Genomic DNA, 19,424 nt, shown 5'->3' on the forward strand with positions numbered 1-19,424 from the left:
TCTTAAGAATTTTCAGGATTATCGTAAAGTTGAGAAACCATTTTTATCTGTCGATATAGCATAAAAATAACGATGATTGATAAAGAAATATAAACGGCAGAAAATAAATAAAATGAATATTGGATTCCGGGCATTGGAGTAACTGCATCTTTAGTGCGCATTATTCCATTTATTATCCAAGGTTGCCTACCAACTTCTGTTACTATCCAACCCGCTTCGACAGCTATAAAACCTAAAGGAGTTGCAAATACAAAAAGCTTAAGCAACCATTTTTTCTGTAACCAACTTTTCTTTTTTATCAATGCAATAAAATAAGAAAATGCAATTCCCATCATTATAATTCCTAATGCAACCATTATTTGAAAAGAATAATGCGTGATAGCTATTGGAGGCTGGTTTTCTTTTGGGATTTGGTCTAAGCCTGTAACTTCAGCATTAAAATCGCCTTTGGCCATAAAACTTAATGCCCCTGGAATTTTTATGGCATAATCTACCTTTTGATTTTTAACATCGGGAATACCACCAATAATTAATGATGCTGATTTTTCCGTATGGAAATGTGCTTCCATGGCTGCAAGTTTAGCTGGTTGTGATTTACCGACAAACTTTGCAGAAATATCTCCACTTAAAGGTTGAAGTACAGCTGCAATTGTCCCAAAAATGGCAGCTATTTTAAATGAACGAGTATGAAAAGAGATATTCTGTTTCCTTAAAATCATGAATGCATGTACGCCAGCAACTGCAAAACCTGTTGCTGCAAAAGCTGCAATACTCATGTGTAAAGCTTGAGAAAACCAAGCATCATTAAACATGGCTGCAATAGGATCAATATTAATATATTTTCCATCCACATAATCAAAACCTGCTGGGGTGTTCATCCATGCATTAGCTGCAACTACTAATATACCTGAAAGTAAACCACTTACACCAACTACAACTCCAGTAAACCAATGAAACCATTTGTTAAATCTATCCCAACCGTAAAGAAAAAAACCTAAGGCAATGGCTTCTATGAAAAAAGCGGTTCCTTCTAAAGAAAAGGGCATTCCAAAAATTGGTCCTGCATGTTCCATAAATTTTGGCCAAAGCAATCCTAATTCAAAAGATAACACAGTTCCAGAAACTGCACCAACTGCAAAGAAAATAGCTACACCTTTGCTCCAGGCTTTGGTAATATTTTTATAAGAAACATCATTAGTTTTTAAATATAGATAATGAGAAACTGCCATAAAAAACGGCATCACCATACCAATACAAGAAAATATAATGTGAAAACCCAACGAAAGAGCCATCTGCGAACGAGCGGCAATAAAATCATTCATTTTAATAATTTTTTATTCTACGCAAATCTACAGAATATCAAATTTTAACTTGGCTTATAAAAGATGAGAATATAATTTAAAGTGATTATTAATAAAAAAAATAGGGATACCGTTTGGCATCCCTAAATCTTAATTAAAATTTATTATTTAGTTAATCTAATTTTTCTAGTTCACTCTTTACAAAATCCATTAATTCTTTAATATAATCTGCACTGAAATTAAATTTGATACCTGCAGTTTCATAAATGGTTTTCATGTCTTTTGTGTAACCTAACTTTAGTGCTTCCATATATTTTGCTAAACCTTTTGTTGGATTTTCTTTGTAGTTTTTCCAAACTGCAATTGCTCCTAACTGCGCAATAGCGTATTCTATGTAATAAAAAGGCACTTCAAAAATGTGTAATTGTTTTTGCCAAAGATTTTCTAAAGCTTCTTGATGTTCGCTCCAATCTACAAAGTTAGCTCCAAAACGATTAAAAATATTTGTCCAAGCTTTTGTTCTTTCTTCTACGGTATGGGTTGGGTTAGTATAAATCCAATGTTGGAAAGAATCAACTACTGCAACCCAAGGCAAAGTTTTCAAAACATCTTTTAATTGGTAACGCTTTGCTCTTTTTAATTCTTCTTCATCCTTAAAAAACTCATCCCAATGGTCCATAGAAATTAATTCCATGCTCATAGATGCTAATTCAGCAACCTCAGAAGGGCAATGTTTAAAATCGTTCAATTCTAAATTTGCAGTTAAAAATGTATGAACAGCGTGGCCACCTTCATGAACCATTGTAGTTAAATCTCTAAAAGAATTAGCAGAGTTCATAAATATGAAAGGTGCGCCAGTTTCTGAAAGTGGGTAATTATAACCTCCAGGAGCTTTTCCCTTCCTGCTTTCTACATCAAAAAGTCCATTAGCTTTCATTATTTCTAATCGAGAACCTAAATAACTATCTAATTTGTTGAAACAATTAGTTGCTTTTTCAATTAGCTCCTCGCCATTGTTGAAAGGAATTAAAGCTGCTTTTCCAGAAGTATCAACCTCGGTATCCCAAGGTTTTAAACTGTCTAATTTTAAAAGACTTTTTCTTTCTTCCGCTTGTGCTGATAACAAGGGAACTACTTCCTTTTCAATTGCATCATGAAAATCAAAACAATCTTGAGGCGTGTAATCAAATCGGCCTAAAGCCTGAAACATATAATCTCTAAAATTATCAAATCCAGCATTTAAAGCAACTTCATGACGCAAGTCTTTTAACTTATTAAACAAGCCATCTAATTTATCTTTGTCTTCTAGTCTTCTTGCAGTAATTGCTTCCCAAGCTTCTTGACGGGTTTCTCTATTTAAATCCTTTAAAAAATTTGCGGCTTGCTCTAGAGTATATTCTTGTCCGTTTAGTGTAACCGACATTGCACCCGTAATACCCTGATACTTTTGTTGCTCTACTTGTAATTCGGTTTGTAAAGGAATATTTTTTTCTCTAAAAAGTTCTAATGCTTTTCTTATCCCACGTAAGTAAACAAAGTATTTATCTTGGTCTAAATCTTTTACAAAAGGAGAATCATTTAGTTTTTTGTTTAAATCATTTCCAATCGGGGCAATTTTAGGCTCAATTTCAGTCGCAAAATACTGGAACGATTTCACTAAATCCTCGTTTGCAGTATCGCAACTCATTTTGATATATCGCCAAGCAAAATCTTCTTCAAGTGCGGCTTCAACTTCGCTTTTGTCTTTAAGCCATTTTTCTAATTCATTTACTGAATTGATTTCTCGGTTTAAAAGTTCGTTAAAAATTGGTTCTAACGCATGCCAATCCATATTTAATTCTTGAGGAATGTAATTCCTTTTCGCTTTTTCTAAAATCATAAGTGGTGTCTGTAATAAATATCAAATAAAAAAAATATGGCGAAAGCTACAGAAGCTATGCCGTTTGTGGTCATGAAGGCGAAATTTACTTTGCTTAAATTATTTGGCTTTACCAGTTGATGCTGATAAACCAACATTCCAATAAAAATTGCTAAACCAATATAGTAAGGCCAGGTTAATGGTGTAAAAAATAAGGGAGCAATTACAAAAAGTGCTGCGAAAACATGCAGAATATTACTCACCATTAAAGCTCTCTCTTTTCCTAAATAGGAGGGAATAGAATGCAAATTTTGTGTTCTATCAAAATCTTCATCCTGTAAGGCATAAATAATATCAAAACCGCTAACCCAACATAAAACCGCTAATGAAAATAAAACAGGTAAAAGTGCAAATTCGCCAGTTACTACTAAATATGCACCAATAGGAGCGAGGGAAAGCCCCAGACCTAACACTAAGTGACAAAGAGCGGTAAATCTTTTGGTGGCGCTGTAACCTAATACCACTAATAATGCTATTGGAGATAGAAAAAAGCAAAGTAGATTGATAAAATAAGTTGCAATTATAAATAGTAAGCAATTAATGATTGTAAATGTTAAAGCATTATTTGCTGAAATTCTACCTGAAGGAATATCGCGTAATTTTGTACGTGGGTTTTTAGCATCAATTTCCCGATCTAAATAACGATTAAAAGCCATGGCGGCATTTCTTGCGCAAAACATACATAAAATCATCAAGACTAATTTTAGCCAGGAAAACTCATGATCTGTGGTACTTATAGCCAGAAAAAATCCTATAAAAGCAAAAGGCATTGCAAATATGGTATGGGAAAAGGTAACTAATGAAAGGTATTTTTTCATTTAAAATTTATGTTTTAACCTAAAGAAGGACTTTGTCTTTCCTCAAATTCTGGAACAACAAAGTTTCCATTTATCTCATGTATCAATGCTAGAACATCGTCTTTGCCCAATTGGTTTTCTGCAGAGGTTAAAATCATTTGTGGAACTTCTTCAAAGAACTCAGATAATTCTTTTTTAAATTGAGCCATGTTCTGTTGAGATTTCACTGCACCTTGTTTATCTGCTTTTGTAAATAAAAGGTAGAAAGGAATTCCTTTTTCTCCTAATGAACAGCAAAACTCAATATCAATTTTTTGAGGTTCTAATCGGCTATCTATTAGTACAAAAACCACTTGTAAACTTTCTCTTTTCTCCAGGTAGAACCTGATAAATTTTGCCCATTCTGCTCTATTAGATTTTGAGCTTTTCGCATAGCCATAACCCGGTAAATCAACTATATACCATTCTTTATTAATTAAAAAGTGATTAATAAGCTGAGTTTTACCTGGTTTTTGAGAAGTTTTAGCCAAACCTTTCACATTAACAATCATATTTATTAATGAGGATTTACCAACGTTAGAACGCCCTATAAAAGCATATTCTGGCAAAATTGGCGGAGGCAGCTTGCTAATTCTTGTATTACTTACCGTAAAGTCGGCAGATTTTATAATCATAACACAAAGTTAATCTAATTTTTATTTGAACAAGGATTGGTTTGTAGATAGAAGGTTAAAACGAAATCTTAATTTATAATCGTGATCAATCATTTTAAATATATCTTTGAGTTTGCAAAACAATTGTCCGGGTGGCGAAATTGGTAGACGCACCAGCTTGAGGGGCTGGCGCCCGTTTGGGTGTGGCAGTTCGAATCTGCTCTCGGACACAAAAAAACCGCTTTAATTATCTTAAAGCGGTTTTTTATTTTTGAAATAAATTTTTTAGGATTTTATTTATTGTAGTGTCCTTTTAAGGAATAGACATTAATAGTTTCAAAGTCAACATCATAAATGATGCGATGTTCGTTGTTAATACGTCTTGACCATTGTCCAGATAATTCATATTTTAGTTGCTCTGGCTTTCCAATACCTTGAAAAGGATTTGAAATTATATCCCTTAATAATTCTTCTATTTTAATTTGAACAGATTTATTTCCAGATTTTTTCCAATAATCAAAGTCTTTTTTTGCTTTTCCATGGAATATTATTTCCATAAATTTTCTAAATCTACTTTTAACCCTTTTTTACCTTGATTTTTTTCCTCTATCCCTTTTACAATTTCGGACACAAACTCAGCATTATAAGAGCTATTAACGACTTTAGCATTAAATTTTTTTATAATCTGCAAAAATAAATCCTTTTCTTCCTCAGGTATTTCTATAGTTAAAGTAGTCATATCTTATTGTTTTAAACAAATATAAAATAATAGTTTCTTAAATAATCTGTTTAATATATTGTTTTGCTTATTTGAGAAACGAAAGAAAAAATTACAAATTCCCCCTCAACTCTTGCTCTCTTTCAATCGCTTCAAACAAAGCCTTAAAGTTTCCTGCTCCAAAAGATTGAGCTCCTTTTCTTTGGATAATTTCAAAAAACACAGTTGGACGATCTTGCAAAGGTTTGGTAAAAATTTGTAGTAAATAACCTTCCTCATCTCTATCTACTAATATTTTATGCTCTTTTAATACTTTAATATCCTCATCAATTTTACCTACACGGTCTAACAAATCTTCATAATAAGTATCGGGAGTGTCTAAAAATTCAATTCCTTTTGCTTTTAATTTTTTTACCGTATCTACAATATCTGCGGTAGCAATAGCAACATGTTGTACGCCTTCGCCTTCGTAAAATTCTAAATATTCTTCAATTTGAGATTTCCTTTTACCTTCTGCTGGTTCATTTATTGGAAATTTCACATAACCATTTCCGTTGCTCATTACCTTACTCATTAATGCAGAATATTCTGTTGAAATGGCTTTATCATCAAAAGTTAAGATATTTTTGAAACCCATGGTGTCTTCATAAAAGCTGACCCATTTATTCATTTGGTGCCAACCCACGTTTCCTACGCAATGGTCAACATGTAATAAGCCTATTTCCTCTGGGTTATATGTCGAAGTGTATGGTTGATATCCTGGTAAAAACAGGCCGTTATAGTTTTTTCTTTCGATAAATAAATGGATAGTTTCTCCGTAAGTGTAAATCCCACTTTGTTTGATCTCTCCATTTTCATCCGATAAAGTTTCTGGTTCTAAAAAAGACCTTGCACCTCTTTTTACCGTTTCTTCATGTGCTTTATAAGCATCATCCACCCAAAGTGCTAAAATTTTAACGCCATCGCCATGCTTTAAAACATGATGTGCAACTGGATGGTTGGAACGCAAAGCAGATGTTAAGATAAATCGTATTTTCCCTTGCTGAATCACATAGGAAGCTGTGTCTTTAACTCCAGTTTCTGGTCCGGCATAAGCCACACTTTGAAAACCAAAAGCTGTTTTATAAAAATGTGCAGCTTGTTTTGCATTTCCTACATAAAATTCTACATAGTCTGTTCCGTTAATGGGAAGGAAATCTTTTGAGTCATTTGTCATTGTTTCATTAGTATTTTCAGAATGGCTAATTAGTTCATTAGTCATTGGTTCATTAGGATTTGTCATGTCTTTATGTGTTATAGTCTGAAGTCCGAGGACCGAAGTCTAAATTTTTAATTTTTAATTTTAATTTTCTTTGTCTTTTATCTTGCTACTCAAATCTCAGTACTCAAATCTATTCAGTCATCCAACTTTTATAATAGTTAGGATCTTCAATTTCTAAAGCATTTTCTGTTAACATTAATGGTCGGAAAGGATCAATCATAACGGCTAATTCCTCGGTACTTTCTTTACCGATAGATTTTTCTACCGTTCCGGGATGTGGACCATGAGGAATTCCTCCTGGATGTAAAGTGATTTGTCCTTTTTCTACTGATTTACGACTCATAAAATCTCCATCTACATAATATAAAACTTCATCAGAATCTACATTTGAGTGATTATAAGGAGCCGGAATTGATAGTGGATGATAATCGTATTTACGCGGAACAAAAGAACAAACCACAAAATTATGTGCTTCAAATGTTTGATGAACCGGCGGTGGTTGATGTAAGCGACCTGTAATTGGTTCAAAATTATGGATGCTAAATCCCCATGGATAATGAAAACCATCCCAACCAATAAAATCAAAAGGATGTGTTCCATAAGTGTATGGATAAATCAATCCCTGTTTTTTTATTAATATTTTATAATCACCTTTTTCATCTATAGTTTCTAAATTTTGAGGTGTTTTAATATCTCTTTCACAAAAAGGAGAATGTTCTAAAAGTTGACCGTTTTCATTTCTATAGCGCTTTGGTGCCTTTATCGGGCTAAAACTCTCAACTATAAATAGTCTGTTTTTTTCATCATTAAAATGGATTTGATAAATAACTCCACGTGGTATAATCAGATAATCTCCATATTCAAAATTGATGTTTCCATAACCTGTTTTCAAAATTCCAGATCCTTCATGGATGAAAATCATCTCATCCGCCATGGTATTTTTATAAAAATAATCCGTCATAGATTTCCTCGGCGCTGCCAAAGAAATATGAAGATCGCTATTTACTAAAACAGGCTTTCTACTCTTTAAAAAGTCATCTTCAGGTTTAATTTTGAAACCAATTAAACTGGTGTGTTTTAAATGCTTTTCTCTTGCAATTTTTGGTTCAACAGAATAAGCTTCTCCTAAATTTTTAACCAAAGTGGGAGGGTGGCAATGATAAACCAATGAATAATTGCTTGAAAAGCCTTCTGTAGAAACTAGCTCTTCTGCATAAAGCTCGCCATTAGGCTTACGAAATTGGGTATGTCTTTTTGGAGGAATTTCTCCAAGTTTATAATAAAATGGCATAATAAAATCGGTTAATAATTATATAACGATTTGAATACGAAAAGGTTGTGAAGGTTGAAAGGTTTTGATAACGATTGTTATCAAGAGTTTAGATGGAATATTGTGCGAAAACGATTTTAGCTACCATTGCAGAACGGAATTTAGCAAGTACTCCCGAAGAAACTAATCTAAGATGCTTTAAGTTTTGCAATGTTTATTTGTTTTGATTGATTGACAATATAAGGTTTTTAAATTTAGGATAAAAATAAATGTCTGAATCTTGATTAACAGGATTATAGGATTTTCCTGATGTTGGTTGGATATTTTGTTTGGAATGTCAGAATTTTGACTAGCTGTATTTCTTGGATTGAGAAAGTAAGGCAAATATGAGTACGAATATATTGTAAGTTTTAAATTGACTAACAAAAAAGGTCGGGCAATATTGCCCGACCTTTTTTTACTTAAATTATTTAATAACTACCAGATTCTTATTCTATCTTCTGGTGCTTTATAAAGTTTATCTCCAGCTTGTACATTGAAAGCTTTATACCAAGCGTCCATATTTACGGGAGCGCCAATAGTTCTGTATGGACCAGGAGAATGTGGATCTGTCACAATTAATTGTGCTGCGCTTTCCGGTAAAATATTACCTCTCCAAACTTGTGCCCACGCTAAGAAAAATCTTTGGTCTGGTGTAAATCCATCAATTTTATCTTCAGACTGACCTTGTTTTGTCATTTTAAAGGCAGCATAAGCAACATTAAGCCCTCCTAAATCACCAATATTTTCGCCTAATGTTAATTTTCCATTTACATGGATAGTATCTAAAACCGTATAACCATCATATTGAGCAGCTAAAGCAGATGTTTTTGCTTTGAAATTTTTCAAATCTTCTGGAGTCCACCAATTACGTAAACTTCCGTCTTTATCGTATTGACTCCCTTGATCATCAAAACCATGAGACATTTCATGTCCGATAACAGCTCCAATTCCACCATAATTTACTGCATCATCGGCATTTGGGTCAAAAAATGGAAATTGTAAAATCCCTGCAGGGAAAACAATTTCATTCATTACCGGGCTGTAATAAGCGTTAACCGTTGGAGGCGTCATTCCCCATCTGTTTTTATCAACAGGTTTACCTAATTGGTTAACCATTTTATTATATCCCCAAGCTCCGGCACTTCTTAAATTTTGAAAATAAGTTGCCTTATTAATTGCTAAACCATCATATGTTTCCCATTTATCTGGATAGCCAATTTTTTTGGTAAAAGCATTTAATTTATCTAAAGCTTTTTTCTTGGTAACATCACTCATCCAATTTAGGTTAGAAATTCTAATTTCATAAGCCTTAGATAAATTATTAACCAGTTCTTTCATTCTTACCTTAGCTTCTGGCTTAAAATAAGATTTAACATAAATCTGCCCCAATAATTCGCCAATGGTACCATCTGTTAAAGACGACATTCTTTGCCATCTTGGAGTTTGAACTTTTTGACCAGATAAAGCTTGAGAAAATTTAAACCCTGTTGCTACAAATGGAGAACTCAAGTTATTAGCAGAACTCTTTAAAACGTTCCATTTTAAATAAGTTTTCCAATCTGCTAAAGGAATAAACTTTAACATAGAACTTGTAGTTACAAAGAATTTTGGATTGCCCACCAAAATAGAATCCTCTCCAACAACCTTCATTTTTTGCATTAAGTATCCCCAATTTAAACCTGGAGTAGTTTTAGAAAAATCTGAAACACTAAACTTATTATAAGTTTTATAAGGATCTCTCATTTCTACTCGGCTCATTTGCGCTTCTGCAAATTTCTTTTCAATATCAAAAATGGTTTTTGCATTTTTTTCTGATTGAGCTGGAGTTGTTCCGGTTAGGGTAAAAAGGCTGACAATAAAATCATGATATGCCTCTCTAATTTTTACTGAACGGGCATCATCTTTTAAATAATAATCTCTATCTGGCAAAGTTGTGCCACCTTGACCTAATTGTGGCATCATTACAGTCGGGTTTTTACTATCCTGCCCAATATAAAAACCAAACATTGGAGATCCAATTCCTTTAGTTCTCATAGTTGCAGCCTCATCAATAACTCCATTCAAATCTTTAATGGCGTCAATTCTGGCTAAATCAGGTTTAATGGGAGTGTAACCTAATTTTTCAATCGTTAAACTATCCATTCCCGCTGCATAAAAATCTCCAACCCTTTTTTCTAATGAACCTGCAATTGCATTTTTATCATTCATAGAATTGGTAACTATCGTTTTTACGGCATTGATGTTAAAATCTCTTAACACTTGAAAACTACCCCAACGCGTTTCTTTTCCAGGTACTGGATTATTTTTAATCCAATTTCCACTAGCATAAGTATAGAAATCATCTCCGGGTTTAACAGATAAATCCATATTAGATTTATCAATAAATTTTTTAGTGCCATCTTGAGCTTGAGCAGCAGTAAAAATAAAGCCCGAACTCAACAGCATTAAAGAAGCTACTTTAAGTTTCATAAAATTTAATTAAGATTGTGTTTGAAAAATATCAGGTAATGTAAGTAATTAGCTAATTATATTTATCAAAATGATTGAAATTTCACCTATTAAACCAATAATAAATTGATTTAAATAAATATCTGATATCTAAAAAGTTTGGTAGATTTGATTTTAAGCGCATTTTACTCTATATATTTTGCATTCTGATTTTAAACAACTTATTTATAAAAATATTGTTACGTAATTTATGGATATTGCTATTTTTCCTCTTCAACTGATCGCTTTCCCCGGAGAACAACTGAATCTCCATATTTTTGAACAACGTTACCGTGATCTTTTTAATGATTTGAATGAAGATAAATCAATGACATTTGGTATTCCTCCAGTGATCAAAAACGAAATATATTCTTTAGGTACACAGCTTAAATTAGTGAAGATTGAAAAACTATATTCAAGTGGAGAAATGGATGTTGTAACCGAAGGTGTGGGCGTTTTTTCAATCAATGAAATTTATAGCACTTATATTGATAAAAGGTACGAAGGCGCAAATATTGAACTATTGATTGATGATGAGGAATATAATCTGATCAAATTTGAAGAGCTTCAAAATTTGTATGAAGAATTTCAAGCGATGTTAACCCAAAGAAAAGAAATCATAAACATCAATCCGAATAAGTACTCGTTTCAAATTGCACATTATGCAGGCTTAAACGAAGATCAAAAATTAGCTTTACTGGCTACGCCATCAGAAGAAGAAAGGCAAGAAATTATGATCAATCATTTTAAATTTATTATGCCATCTATGCGAAGCATCCAGGAAACACAAACCAGAATTGTAGCTAATGGGCATTTTAAAAACCTGCAATCCTTTAAGTTTAGTAGTAATAATAAGGGGTAGGGAGTATTGAGTATTTAGTATCGAGTAATGAGTATTGAGTATTGAGTAATGAGTATAAAGTATTTAGTATCAAGAAGATTTAAAATGTAATATCAATATTTTACTAAAAATTCAATCCTTCATTCATTTAAAATTTTAAAATTCTCTCATTCAAATTCATTAATTCTCTCATTAAAATAAGATGCCAATTAAAAGTGTTTTAAAACAATATTGGGGATATGATGAATTTAGACCTCTGCAGGAAGAAATCATTCAATCTGTTTTAGATCATAAAGATACTCTGGCATTATTGCCAACAGGCGGAGGTAAATCCATTTGTTTTCAGGTACCTGCGATGGCAATGGAAGGAATTTGCATTGTTATTTCTCCGCTCATTGCCTTAATGAAAGATCAGGTAGAAAATTTACAAAAAAGAGGAATTCAAGCTATTGCGATTGTATCTGGAATGGGCAAAAGGGAAATTGATATTGCCTTAGATAACTGCATTTATGGCCCTATAAAATTTCTTTATTTATCTCCAGAGCGTTTACTTTCGGATTTGGTAAAAGAGCGTATTAAATACATGAAAGTGAATTTGATAGCTGTTGATGAAGCGCACTGTATATCTCAGTGGGGTTATGATTTTAGGCCACCATATTTGCACATAGCAGAAATCAGAGAGATCCATCCAAATGTTCCGGTTTTAGCACTTACTGCTTCCGCTACAGAAAAAGTACAGGAAGATATTATTACGAAACTTGGTTTTAAAAGCAGAAATATCTTTAGAAAAAGTTTTGAAAGAATTAACCTCAGCTATTCTGTTATCAATCAAGAAAATAAATTGCAAAAACTGTTGGATGTTTGCAATGGAGTACAAGGAAGCGGTATTTTATATGTTCGTACCAGAAGAGACACTGTTGAACTGGCAAAATACCTCAACCAAAATAATATTGCTGCACAATATTATCACGCTGGTTTAAATTTAGAAGAAAGGGCACAAAAGCAAAAATATTGGTTAAACGACCAAGTGCGGATTATGGTTGCTACCAATGCTTTTGGGATGGGAATTGATAAACCAAACGTAAGGTTTGTTGTGCATTATGAAATGCCCGAAAGTTTAGAAGCTTATTATCAGGAGGCAGGAAGGGCAGGGCGGGATGAAAAAAAAGCCTATGCTGTAATGCTTTATCAACCAAGGGATAAAATAGCTTTTGAAAAAAAATACGAACAGAATTTTCCTGACATCAATTACATCAAACAAGTTTATCACTTTTTATGCAATTACTTACAGATTCCATTTGAAAGCGGAATGGAAATCAGCTATGATTTTAATTTAGCCGATTTTTGCTCTAAATTTCAATTGGAAGTTTTAAGTGCAATTAGTGCCATTAAATTTTTAGAACATGATGAATATTTTATACTGAGTGAAAATGCGCTGTTGCCTTCTCGTTTACAGGTTATTGTAGATGGTGATGATTTATATAAGTTTCAGGTAGAAAACGCTAAGTATGATGGTTTTATAAAATCTATATTAAGACTTTATGGAGGAGCATTTGACCAATTTATCCAGATTAAGGAATTTGATATTGCTCAAAAAAATGGCATCAACAAAAATTTGGTAGTTTCTTATTTAGAGGAGCTGGATAAATTGGAGATTATCAGTTATCAAAAACAAACAGATTTACCTTTACTTACTTTTTTAAAACCAAGAATCCCAATTAGTGATTTAACCATAGATGCTACTTATTACCAGGAAAGAAAGAAAAATTATCATCAAAAAATGCTTTCCGTATTAAATTTTATAGAGAAAGATGTTTGCAGAAGCATTCAGCTTTTAAAATATTTTGATGAAACGGAAGTTAGAAAATGTGGTATTTGCGATGTTTGCTTAAATGAAAAACGAAATTTACAGCAAGATTTAAACGAACAAATTGCCAATCAAATCACGCAACTATTATCCAATCAAAAAAAGTTAACCTTAAAAGAAATTTTAATAGCTGTGAAAAAAGGTTCAGAAAAGGAAAAGCTAGATTTAGTGCGTTTGATGATGGATGCTGGGGATTTAAAATTAATTGGAGATTTATACCAGCTTTAAATTCTTTAGCTGATGATATTTATAAAGCTTATAAATTGATAGCAAAATATTGCTGTTTTTCTTTGGATTTAAAACCATAGAATTTCTTAAACTGTTGGTTATTTTACGATTTCTTATCGATAATAATTTAGTTAATCCAAATTTTTCCAGCATTTTATATTTCTTGCTGATTCCTACAAAATCGACAATTTGCAGATCTTTTTTTATCCCGATAATTTTTAAAAGATTATCCAAGGCCTGATCAACATCATCTAAAAAAGCTTTATTGCTTTTTATGTCTTGATGGATAACTGGATTCTCAATCGTTAACATTTTAAATCCCATATTTTTTGCTTCCAAACCAAAAACAACATCTTCGTAGCCGTAATTTTTAATTTTTTCATCAAATTTTAAGCGTTCAAAAGCACTTTTTTTAATGATGAAATTATTGGAATGAAAAAAACTTTGACTTTTAGATTCAATATTAAAACCATAATTATAATGCAGAAAATGAGCTGCATCAGTCTTCATGTTAGCATAAGCCCGACCACCGCTTACTATATCTTCATTAAAATTATTAAGGTAGGTTTTAATAAAATGATCATTTTCGATTTTCCCATCCGCATCTAAAAACAAAAGTAAATTGAAAGTGGCTTGCTTAGCCAGTAAATTTCTAATGGCCGATCTGCCAATATTTTCTCCTAAATAAATAACCCTGAATGGTTTTTCTTCATATGATGTTAGATATTTTTTTTTGTTTATGTCCGAAGCATCGTCAATAATTAAAATCTCGAAAACTAGATTTAAAGCTTCGCATTGAGCTTTTAATGTGTTTAAAAGGGAAGGATTTTCATAATTATAATGTGGAATGCAAACCGAAAGCATGATGAAAAGAATTTAAAATTTAAAACTTGCCTTGCTTGTTGGCGCATCTAATTTAGTGCTTTGGCGATGATCATTTACAGTAACATTTAGCATATTAATCTGTTCTTGATGTAGCTTAAATAAAATATTATTATCAATTTCAATTTTGCCAACTTTATTAATTTTAGGGATTTCCAGATAACACCATGCAGCATCTTCCTGAATCTCGTACCCAATATAATTCATGGCCATTAACTTTCCGTCTACTTTTAGTTGAAGATGTTTTTTAATGTAATTTGCAATTAGCAAATCTACTTTAGCCTTATCAACTGGTTTAATAATATCAAAACTGACTTTATTTTCCAGTTCAATTTCACGTTCTAAATCATCAAAAAATATTTTAGAACTTATCTCTATGCTTTTATTTTTTGCATTATGGCGTATATCTGTAACACTTACATAGAAAGGATGTAAAAAACTGAACAGAACGATTAATATATTTATCATTTTTGATATTTTGCAATTTGAACAAAACTACTAAAAGAATTTAATGCAAGACTTCTCCATTTATTTTGAATTAGGTTGGCAACATATTTTGGATTGGCAGGGTTATGACCATATTCTTTTTGTAACTGCCTTGTGTGGTGTATTTTTATTAAGCGATTGGAAAAAAGTACTGATTTTAGTCACCGCGTTTACCATTGGGCATTCTATAACGTTAGCTTTAAGTGTTTTTAATAAAATTCTAATTCCTTCTAACTGGATAGAATTTTTAATTCCTGTTACTATATTTACTACTGCATTTATCAACATCGTAAAAAAGAAGGCTTCAAAAAATAGATTTGATCCAATTTATTTCCTCGCCTTGCTTTTCGGTTTAATACACGGAATGGGTTTTTCCAATTATTTGAAAAGCTTAATGGGCAAAAGTAACAATGTTGTTGGAGAACTATTGGCATTTAACATCGGGCTAGAATTTGGACAAATAATTATTGTACTTTCGGTATTGCTGATTTGTTTTTTGATGATCAGTATCTTAAAAGTGCAAAAAAGAGAATGGAATTTGTTTCTTTCTTCCGCAATTTTTGGAATAGCAGTGATTATGGCAATTGAAAGGTTTCCTTTTTAGGTGGTTAGTTTGTTAGGTTTTAGGTGGTTGGTTTGTTGGGTGGTTAGGGGTTTTAAAGCATTCATTTTGTGATTACCAGATATTTCGCATGAGGGATTGAAGTGGATACCGGCCTGTGAATAAGGCCTGTGCAGTATGAGCAAAAAGCCCGACCCGAATTTTTTATGAGGGGCATGCCCTGAAAAAGTAAAAAGTTTAAAGTGTTAAGTAGAAAGTTGTAAAAAGTATAAAGTATAAAGTATAAAGTTTTACTTTAGAAACTTTGATTTTTATTTTAATCGATAAACATTTGTCATCAAAAATATTAATTAACAGAATTACAAATAAATAATTTATAAATAAAAATAATCAGTTTTAAAGGTCTCAATACTCAATACTAATATCTCAATACTCAAAATAACATGAAAATAAAATCTCTACTATTCCTTTTAAGTTTAGGTGTTTGCAGTAACACTTTTGCACAGTTTCAACAAAACAATCCCGGGTCTAACCATGGTAACAAGTTCGAGCAGTTAGAAACAATCATTAGAGATCCAAATATGTATCGTTCTGCTTCTGGTGCGCCAGGTCCGAAATATTGGCAGCAACAAGCAGATTATGAGATTAACGCTGAGCTTGATGATAAAACCCAAAAATTAACAGGTGCAGAAACCATTACCTATACCAATAATTCGCCAGATCCATTAACCTATTTATGGTTACAATTGGATGAAAATGAGCACAAAGCAACCAGCGATAATCAGGCTTTTGACGGTAGTAAAATGAATTCTAAAATGAGTGCTAACCAATTAAACGGAATAATTGGCGGAGTAAATGATTTTGGTGTAAACATTTTAAAAGCTACAGACGCCAGCGGAAATCCTTTAAAATACATCATTAACCAAACTATGATGAGGATTGATTTACCAAAGACTCTAGCGCCAGGGGCCAAGTTTGTTTTTAAAATCAATTGGAATTATAAAATCACAGATCGTTTATCGGTTGGCGGCAGAGGCGGATATGAATATTTTGCGGAAGATGATAATTATTTATACACTATTGCGCAATGGTATCCACGTATGGCAGTTTATTCGGATTTTCAAGGTTGGCAAAATAAACAATTTACAGGTAGGGGAGAGTTTGCTTTAACATTTGGAGATTTTAAAGTAAATATTACTGTTCCTGCAGATCATGTAATTGGTGCTACTGGCGAATGCCAAAATTATAGTTCTGTATTAACCGCTGCACAATATAATCGTTGGAAACAAGCTCAAAATGCTACAGAACCTATAGAAGTGGTATCATTAGCAGAAGCAAAAAATGCGATGAAAGTTAAAGCTACGGCAAAAAAAACCTGGACATACATTGCTAAAGATGTCAGGGATTTTGCTTTTGTAAGCTCACGCAGATTAATTTGGGATGCGATGAAAGTAAACGTAGAAGGAAAAGCACCAATGGCAATGTCTTATTATGGGCCAGAAGCTTACGGTTTATATAGAAAATTTTCTACCAAGGTAATTGCAAATACTTTAAAGGTTTATTCTAAACATACCATTGCTTATCCTTATCCGGTTGCAATTTCTGTGGAGGCTGCAAATGGTATGGAATATCCTATGATTTGTTTTAATTATGGAAGAACAGAAAAAGACGGAACTTATTCTGAAGCTACAAAATATGGAATGATTGGAGTAATTACCCATGAAGTTGGGCATAACTTTTTTCCGATGATTGTTAATTCTGATGAGCGTCAGTGGACCTGGATGGACGAAGGATTGAACACTTTTTGCCAGTATTTGGCAGAACAGGAGTTTGATAATAATTACCCATCAAGAAGAGGTCCGGCCCGTATGATTACCGATTATATGAAATTGCCAAAGGACCAGTTAGAACCCATCATGACTAACTCAGAAAACATCATCAATTTTGGGCCAAATGCTTATGCGAAACCTGCAACAGCCTTAAATGTTTTGAGAGAAACGGTTATGGGGCGTGAGTTATTTGATTTTGCCTTCAAAACTTACGCAACAAGATGGGCTTTTAAACACCCAACTCCTGCAGATTTTTTTAGAACGATGGAAGATGCATCTGCCGTGGATTTAGATTGGTTTTGGAGAGGTTGGTTTTACGGAACAGACCCTGTTGATATTTCTATTGATAACATCAGTTATTATCAATTGGATTCTAAAAATCCTGATTTAGAAAATGCTATTGCCAAAAGAGATTATGAAAATGCAAACAAAGAAATTGGCAGAAAGAGAAATAGAGAATCGGGGATTAATTTTGCAGTAGAAGCAGATACCACGCTACAAGACTTTTACAGCAAATGGGATAGGTTTGCGGTTACAACAACTGCCAAAGAAAATTTTAATAACTATTATGCAGGTTTAAGTGCAACCGAAAAGAAAATCTACGATAGCAAGACTAATTTTTACCAAATAGATTTTACAAATAAAGGGGGTTTAGTTTCCCCGATAATTTTAGAATGGACATTTACAGATGGCACCAAAGAGGTGGAAACCATACCTGCTTATATCTGGCGTAAAGACGAAAATAAAGTCACCAAAGTTTTTGCAAAGGCAAAGCCGATGGCATCGGTAAAATTAGATCCTTATTTAGAAACTGCAGATATTGATATCTCAAACAATAGTTTCCCAAGGAATTATGAGCCTACAAAATTCGAATTGTTTAAACAACAACAAAGCATTAGAGGAGCATCGGGAGGTGGAAACCCAATGCAAGATGCTAAGAAGAATGGTAGTAAATAGTGACCTATTAAAATTTAAGAGTTAATTTTTTTAACGATTTGATTTTGAATAGATTTATACTCTTTTATAATTGATTAAGCTATGGCTTTTGAGGCAAAAATAATTACCCATAAAAGTAAAAAACGAATTGCTGTTTGGTATCCAAATCAGCAAGAGCTAATTACCAGGTTTAGAAAATTAGATGATGCCAAATGGAGCGCCAGCTTACAAGTTTGGCATTTGCCAGATACTACAGAAAACAGAATAAAGTTTAGTATTGAGCTTGAAGAAATACCACATATAAACTTTGATAAGATACAAGAGATAGAAAATTTTAAGAAGTATTTAAACACCAAAAGATACAGTTCTAATACGGTAAAAACATATTCTGAAGCATTACAAACCTTTTTAATGTTTTACAACGATAAAAACGTAAAGACCATTAATAACCAAGATGTTGTAAACTTTTACAACAATTATATTTTAAAAAAAAAATTATCCATATCATTTCAAAACCAGGTAGTAAATGCGATAAAGCTTTATTTTAAAACGATAAAAGAAACGGCAATTATTATAGAGAAGATATACAGGCCAAAAACGCAGAAATTATTACCTAATGTGTTAAGTAAAGAGGAAATTAAGCAAATTTTAAATGCACACTCCAATATTAAACATAAAACTATGCTCAGTTTAATTTATAGTTGTGGCTTACGCAGAAGTGAATTAATAAATTTAAAACTTACAGATATTGATTCTAAACGAAATATTGTCATTATCAGACAAACGAAAGGAAAAAAGGATAGAATTGCACCTTTAAGCCTTAAAATATTAGAGATGTTGCGTGATTATTTTAAAATATATAAACCTATAGTTTGGCTGTTTGAAGGAAAAGAAGCAGGCACATTATACTCTGAACAAAGTTTACAAAGTGTTTTGAAACAAGCTTTAGAAAAAACAAATATTAAAAAGCCCGTAAGTTTGCATTGGTTGCGCCATAGCTACGCTACTCATTTATTAGAAAGTGGTACTGATTTAAGATACATACAAGAATTATTAGGACATAACAGCAGTAGAACAACCGAAATTTACACCCATGTAAGTACTAAGAATTTACAACAAATTAAGAGCCCATTTGATGATTTATAATAACTTTTTTATATTTTTAAAATTTATAAAGTATAACATTTATCATACATACACAACAATTTACAGCTGTATATGTATGTCTGGGTCATACATATATACAAGTTAGGCGCAATTATAACAAAACCGAATAATGACAGAAATTGAAATAAGCAATGGTCAAAATATTATCGATATTTTTTTTGATGACTTCGCGAGTTGTT

General features: G+C 32.4%; 16 protein-coding genes and 1 tRNA gene. 6 read left to right on the top strand and 11 right to left on the bottom strand.

Annotated features, from left to right (window positions below; translation table 11 throughout):
• Nucleotides 1-2: 2 nt before the first annotated feature.
• The 4 genes from A5893_RS10610 to yihA all read right to left on the bottom strand — a co-directional run bounded on the left by A5893_RS10610 (nucleotide 3) and on the right by yihA (nucleotide 4,690).
• Nucleotides 3-1,322, bottom strand: a complete 1,320-nt coding sequence (locus A5893_RS10610; RefSeq protein ID WP_068822525.1) for a cytochrome ubiquinol oxidase subunit I — start codon at nucleotides 1,320-1,322, stop codon at nucleotides 3-5.
• Nucleotides 1,323-1,473: 151 nt separating this feature from the next.
• Nucleotides 1,474-3,180 carry a M3 family oligoendopeptidase gene (locus A5893_RS10615; protein WP_068822526.1) on the bottom strand — a complete coding sequence of 569 codons (1,707 nt, stop codon included), beginning with the start codon at nucleotides 3,178-3,180 and terminating at the stop codon, nucleotides 1,474-1,476.
• Nucleotides 3,177-4,037 (bottom strand): 4-hydroxybenzoate octaprenyltransferase, encoded by an 861-nt coding sequence (locus A5893_RS10620; RefSeq protein WP_068822527.1) that lies wholly within the window; start codon nucleotides 4,035-4,037, stop codon nucleotides 3,177-3,179. Before A5893_RS10620 ends, A5893_RS10615 begins: the two co-directional genes overlap by 4 nt.
• 14 nt (nucleotides 4,038-4,051) lie before the next feature.
• Nucleotides 4,052-4,690 (bottom strand): ribosome biogenesis GTP-binding protein YihA/YsxC, encoded by a 639-nt coding sequence (gene yihA, locus A5893_RS10625; RefSeq protein ID WP_068822528.1) that lies wholly within the window; start codon nucleotides 4,688-4,690, stop codon nucleotides 4,052-4,054.
• A gap of 125 nt (nucleotides 4,691-4,815) precedes the next feature.
• Between yihA and A5893_RS10630 the strand changes: the two genes are divergently transcribed.
• Nucleotides 4,816-4,899: transfer RNA gene (locus tag A5893_RS10630), tRNA-Leu, on the top strand.
• A 63-nt stretch (nucleotides 4,900-4,962) separates the two neighbouring features.
• Here the strand turns inward: A5893_RS10630 and A5893_RS10635 are convergent.
• The 5 genes from A5893_RS10635 to A5893_RS10655 all read right to left on the bottom strand — a co-directional run bounded on the left by A5893_RS10635 (nucleotide 4,963) and on the right by A5893_RS10655 (nucleotide 10,429).
• Complete coding sequence (locus A5893_RS10635) at nucleotides 4,963-5,226, bottom strand: Txe/YoeB family addiction module toxin (RefSeq protein ID WP_068822529.1); 264 nt, start codon at nucleotides 5,224-5,226, stop codon at nucleotides 4,963-4,965.
• A complete protein-coding gene (locus tag A5893_RS10640; protein ID WP_068822530.1) occupies nucleotides 5,217-5,408 on the bottom strand; it encodes a hypothetical protein in 192 nt (63 codons plus the stop codon). The genes A5893_RS10635 and A5893_RS10640 overlap by 10 nt, the downstream gene beginning before the upstream one ends.
• Before the next feature lie 91 nt (nucleotides 5,409-5,499).
• Nucleotides 5,500-6,648: a 4-hydroxyphenylpyruvate dioxygenase gene (hppD, locus tag A5893_RS10645; protein ID WP_394330785.1), complete on the bottom strand. Its 1,149-nt coding sequence runs from the start codon at nucleotides 6,646-6,648 to the stop codon at nucleotides 5,500-5,502.
• 130 nt (nucleotides 6,649-6,778) lie between these two features.
• Entirely contained in the window at nucleotides 6,779-7,939 is a 1,161-nt protein-coding gene (locus A5893_RS10650) for a homogentisate 1,2-dioxygenase (protein ID WP_068822531.1), read from the bottom strand.
• 456 nt (nucleotides 7,940-8,395) lie between these two features.
• On the bottom strand, nucleotides 8,396-10,429 hold the full coding sequence (locus A5893_RS10655; protein WP_068822532.1) for a M13 family metallopeptidase: 2,034 nt from the start codon (nucleotides 10,427-10,429) through the stop codon (nucleotides 8,396-8,398).
• Between the two features lie 229 nt (nucleotides 10,430-10,658).
• On the opposite strand from A5893_RS10655, the gene A5893_RS10660 reads away from it, so the two are divergent.
• Nucleotides 10,659-11,309, top strand: a complete 651-nt coding sequence (locus tag A5893_RS10660) for an LON peptidase substrate-binding domain-containing protein (protein ID WP_068822533.1) — start codon at nucleotides 10,659-10,661, stop codon at nucleotides 11,307-11,309.
• A gap of 181 nt (nucleotides 11,310-11,490) precedes the next feature.
• Nucleotides 11,491-13,383: a RecQ family ATP-dependent DNA helicase gene (locus A5893_RS10665; RefSeq protein WP_068822534.1), complete on the top strand. Its 1,893-nt coding sequence runs from the start codon at nucleotides 11,491-11,493 to the stop codon at nucleotides 13,381-13,383.
• Here the strand turns inward: A5893_RS10665 and A5893_RS10670 are convergent.
• The gene (locus A5893_RS10670) at nucleotides 13,369-14,247 is read right to left on the bottom strand and encodes a glycosyltransferase family 2 protein (protein WP_068822535.1); all 879 of its coding nucleotides are present in this window, start codon (nucleotides 14,245-14,247) and stop codon (nucleotides 13,369-13,371) included. The two genes, A5893_RS10665 and A5893_RS10670, sit on opposite strands and share 15 nt — an antisense overlap.
• A 12-nt stretch (nucleotides 14,248-14,259) precedes the next feature.
• Entirely contained in the window at nucleotides 14,260-14,733 is a 474-nt protein-coding gene (locus A5893_RS10675) for a DUF6702 family protein (protein WP_068822536.1), read from the bottom strand.
• A gap of 43 nt (nucleotides 14,734-14,776) precedes the next feature.
• Between A5893_RS10675 and A5893_RS10680 the strand changes: the two genes are divergently transcribed.
• The 3 genes from A5893_RS10680 to A5893_RS10690 all read left to right on the top strand — a co-directional run bounded on the left by A5893_RS10680 (nucleotide 14,777) and on the right by A5893_RS10690 (nucleotide 19,224).
• A complete protein-coding gene (locus tag A5893_RS10680) occupies nucleotides 14,777-15,355 on the top strand; it encodes a HupE/UreJ family protein (RefSeq protein ID WP_068822537.1) in 579 nt (192 codons plus the stop codon).
• A 401-nt stretch (nucleotides 15,356-15,756) separates the two neighbouring features.
• Nucleotides 15,757-18,099, top strand: a complete 2,343-nt coding sequence (locus tag A5893_RS10685) for a M1 family metallopeptidase (RefSeq protein WP_068822538.1) — start codon at nucleotides 15,757-15,759, stop codon at nucleotides 18,097-18,099.
• Between the two features lie 81 nt (nucleotides 18,100-18,180).
• Nucleotides 18,181-19,224, top strand: coding sequence for a tyrosine-type recombinase/integrase (locus A5893_RS10690; protein WP_068822539.1), 1,044 nt, complete (start codon nucleotides 18,181-18,183; stop codon nucleotides 19,222-19,224).
• Nucleotides 19,225-19,424: the final 200 nt, after the last annotated feature.

It is taken from the genome of Pedobacter psychrophilus (assembly GCF_001652725.1).
GTDB classification, from domain to species: Bacteria; Bacteroidota; Bacteroidia; order Sphingobacteriales; family Sphingobacteriaceae; genus Pseudopedobacter; species Pseudopedobacter psychrophilus.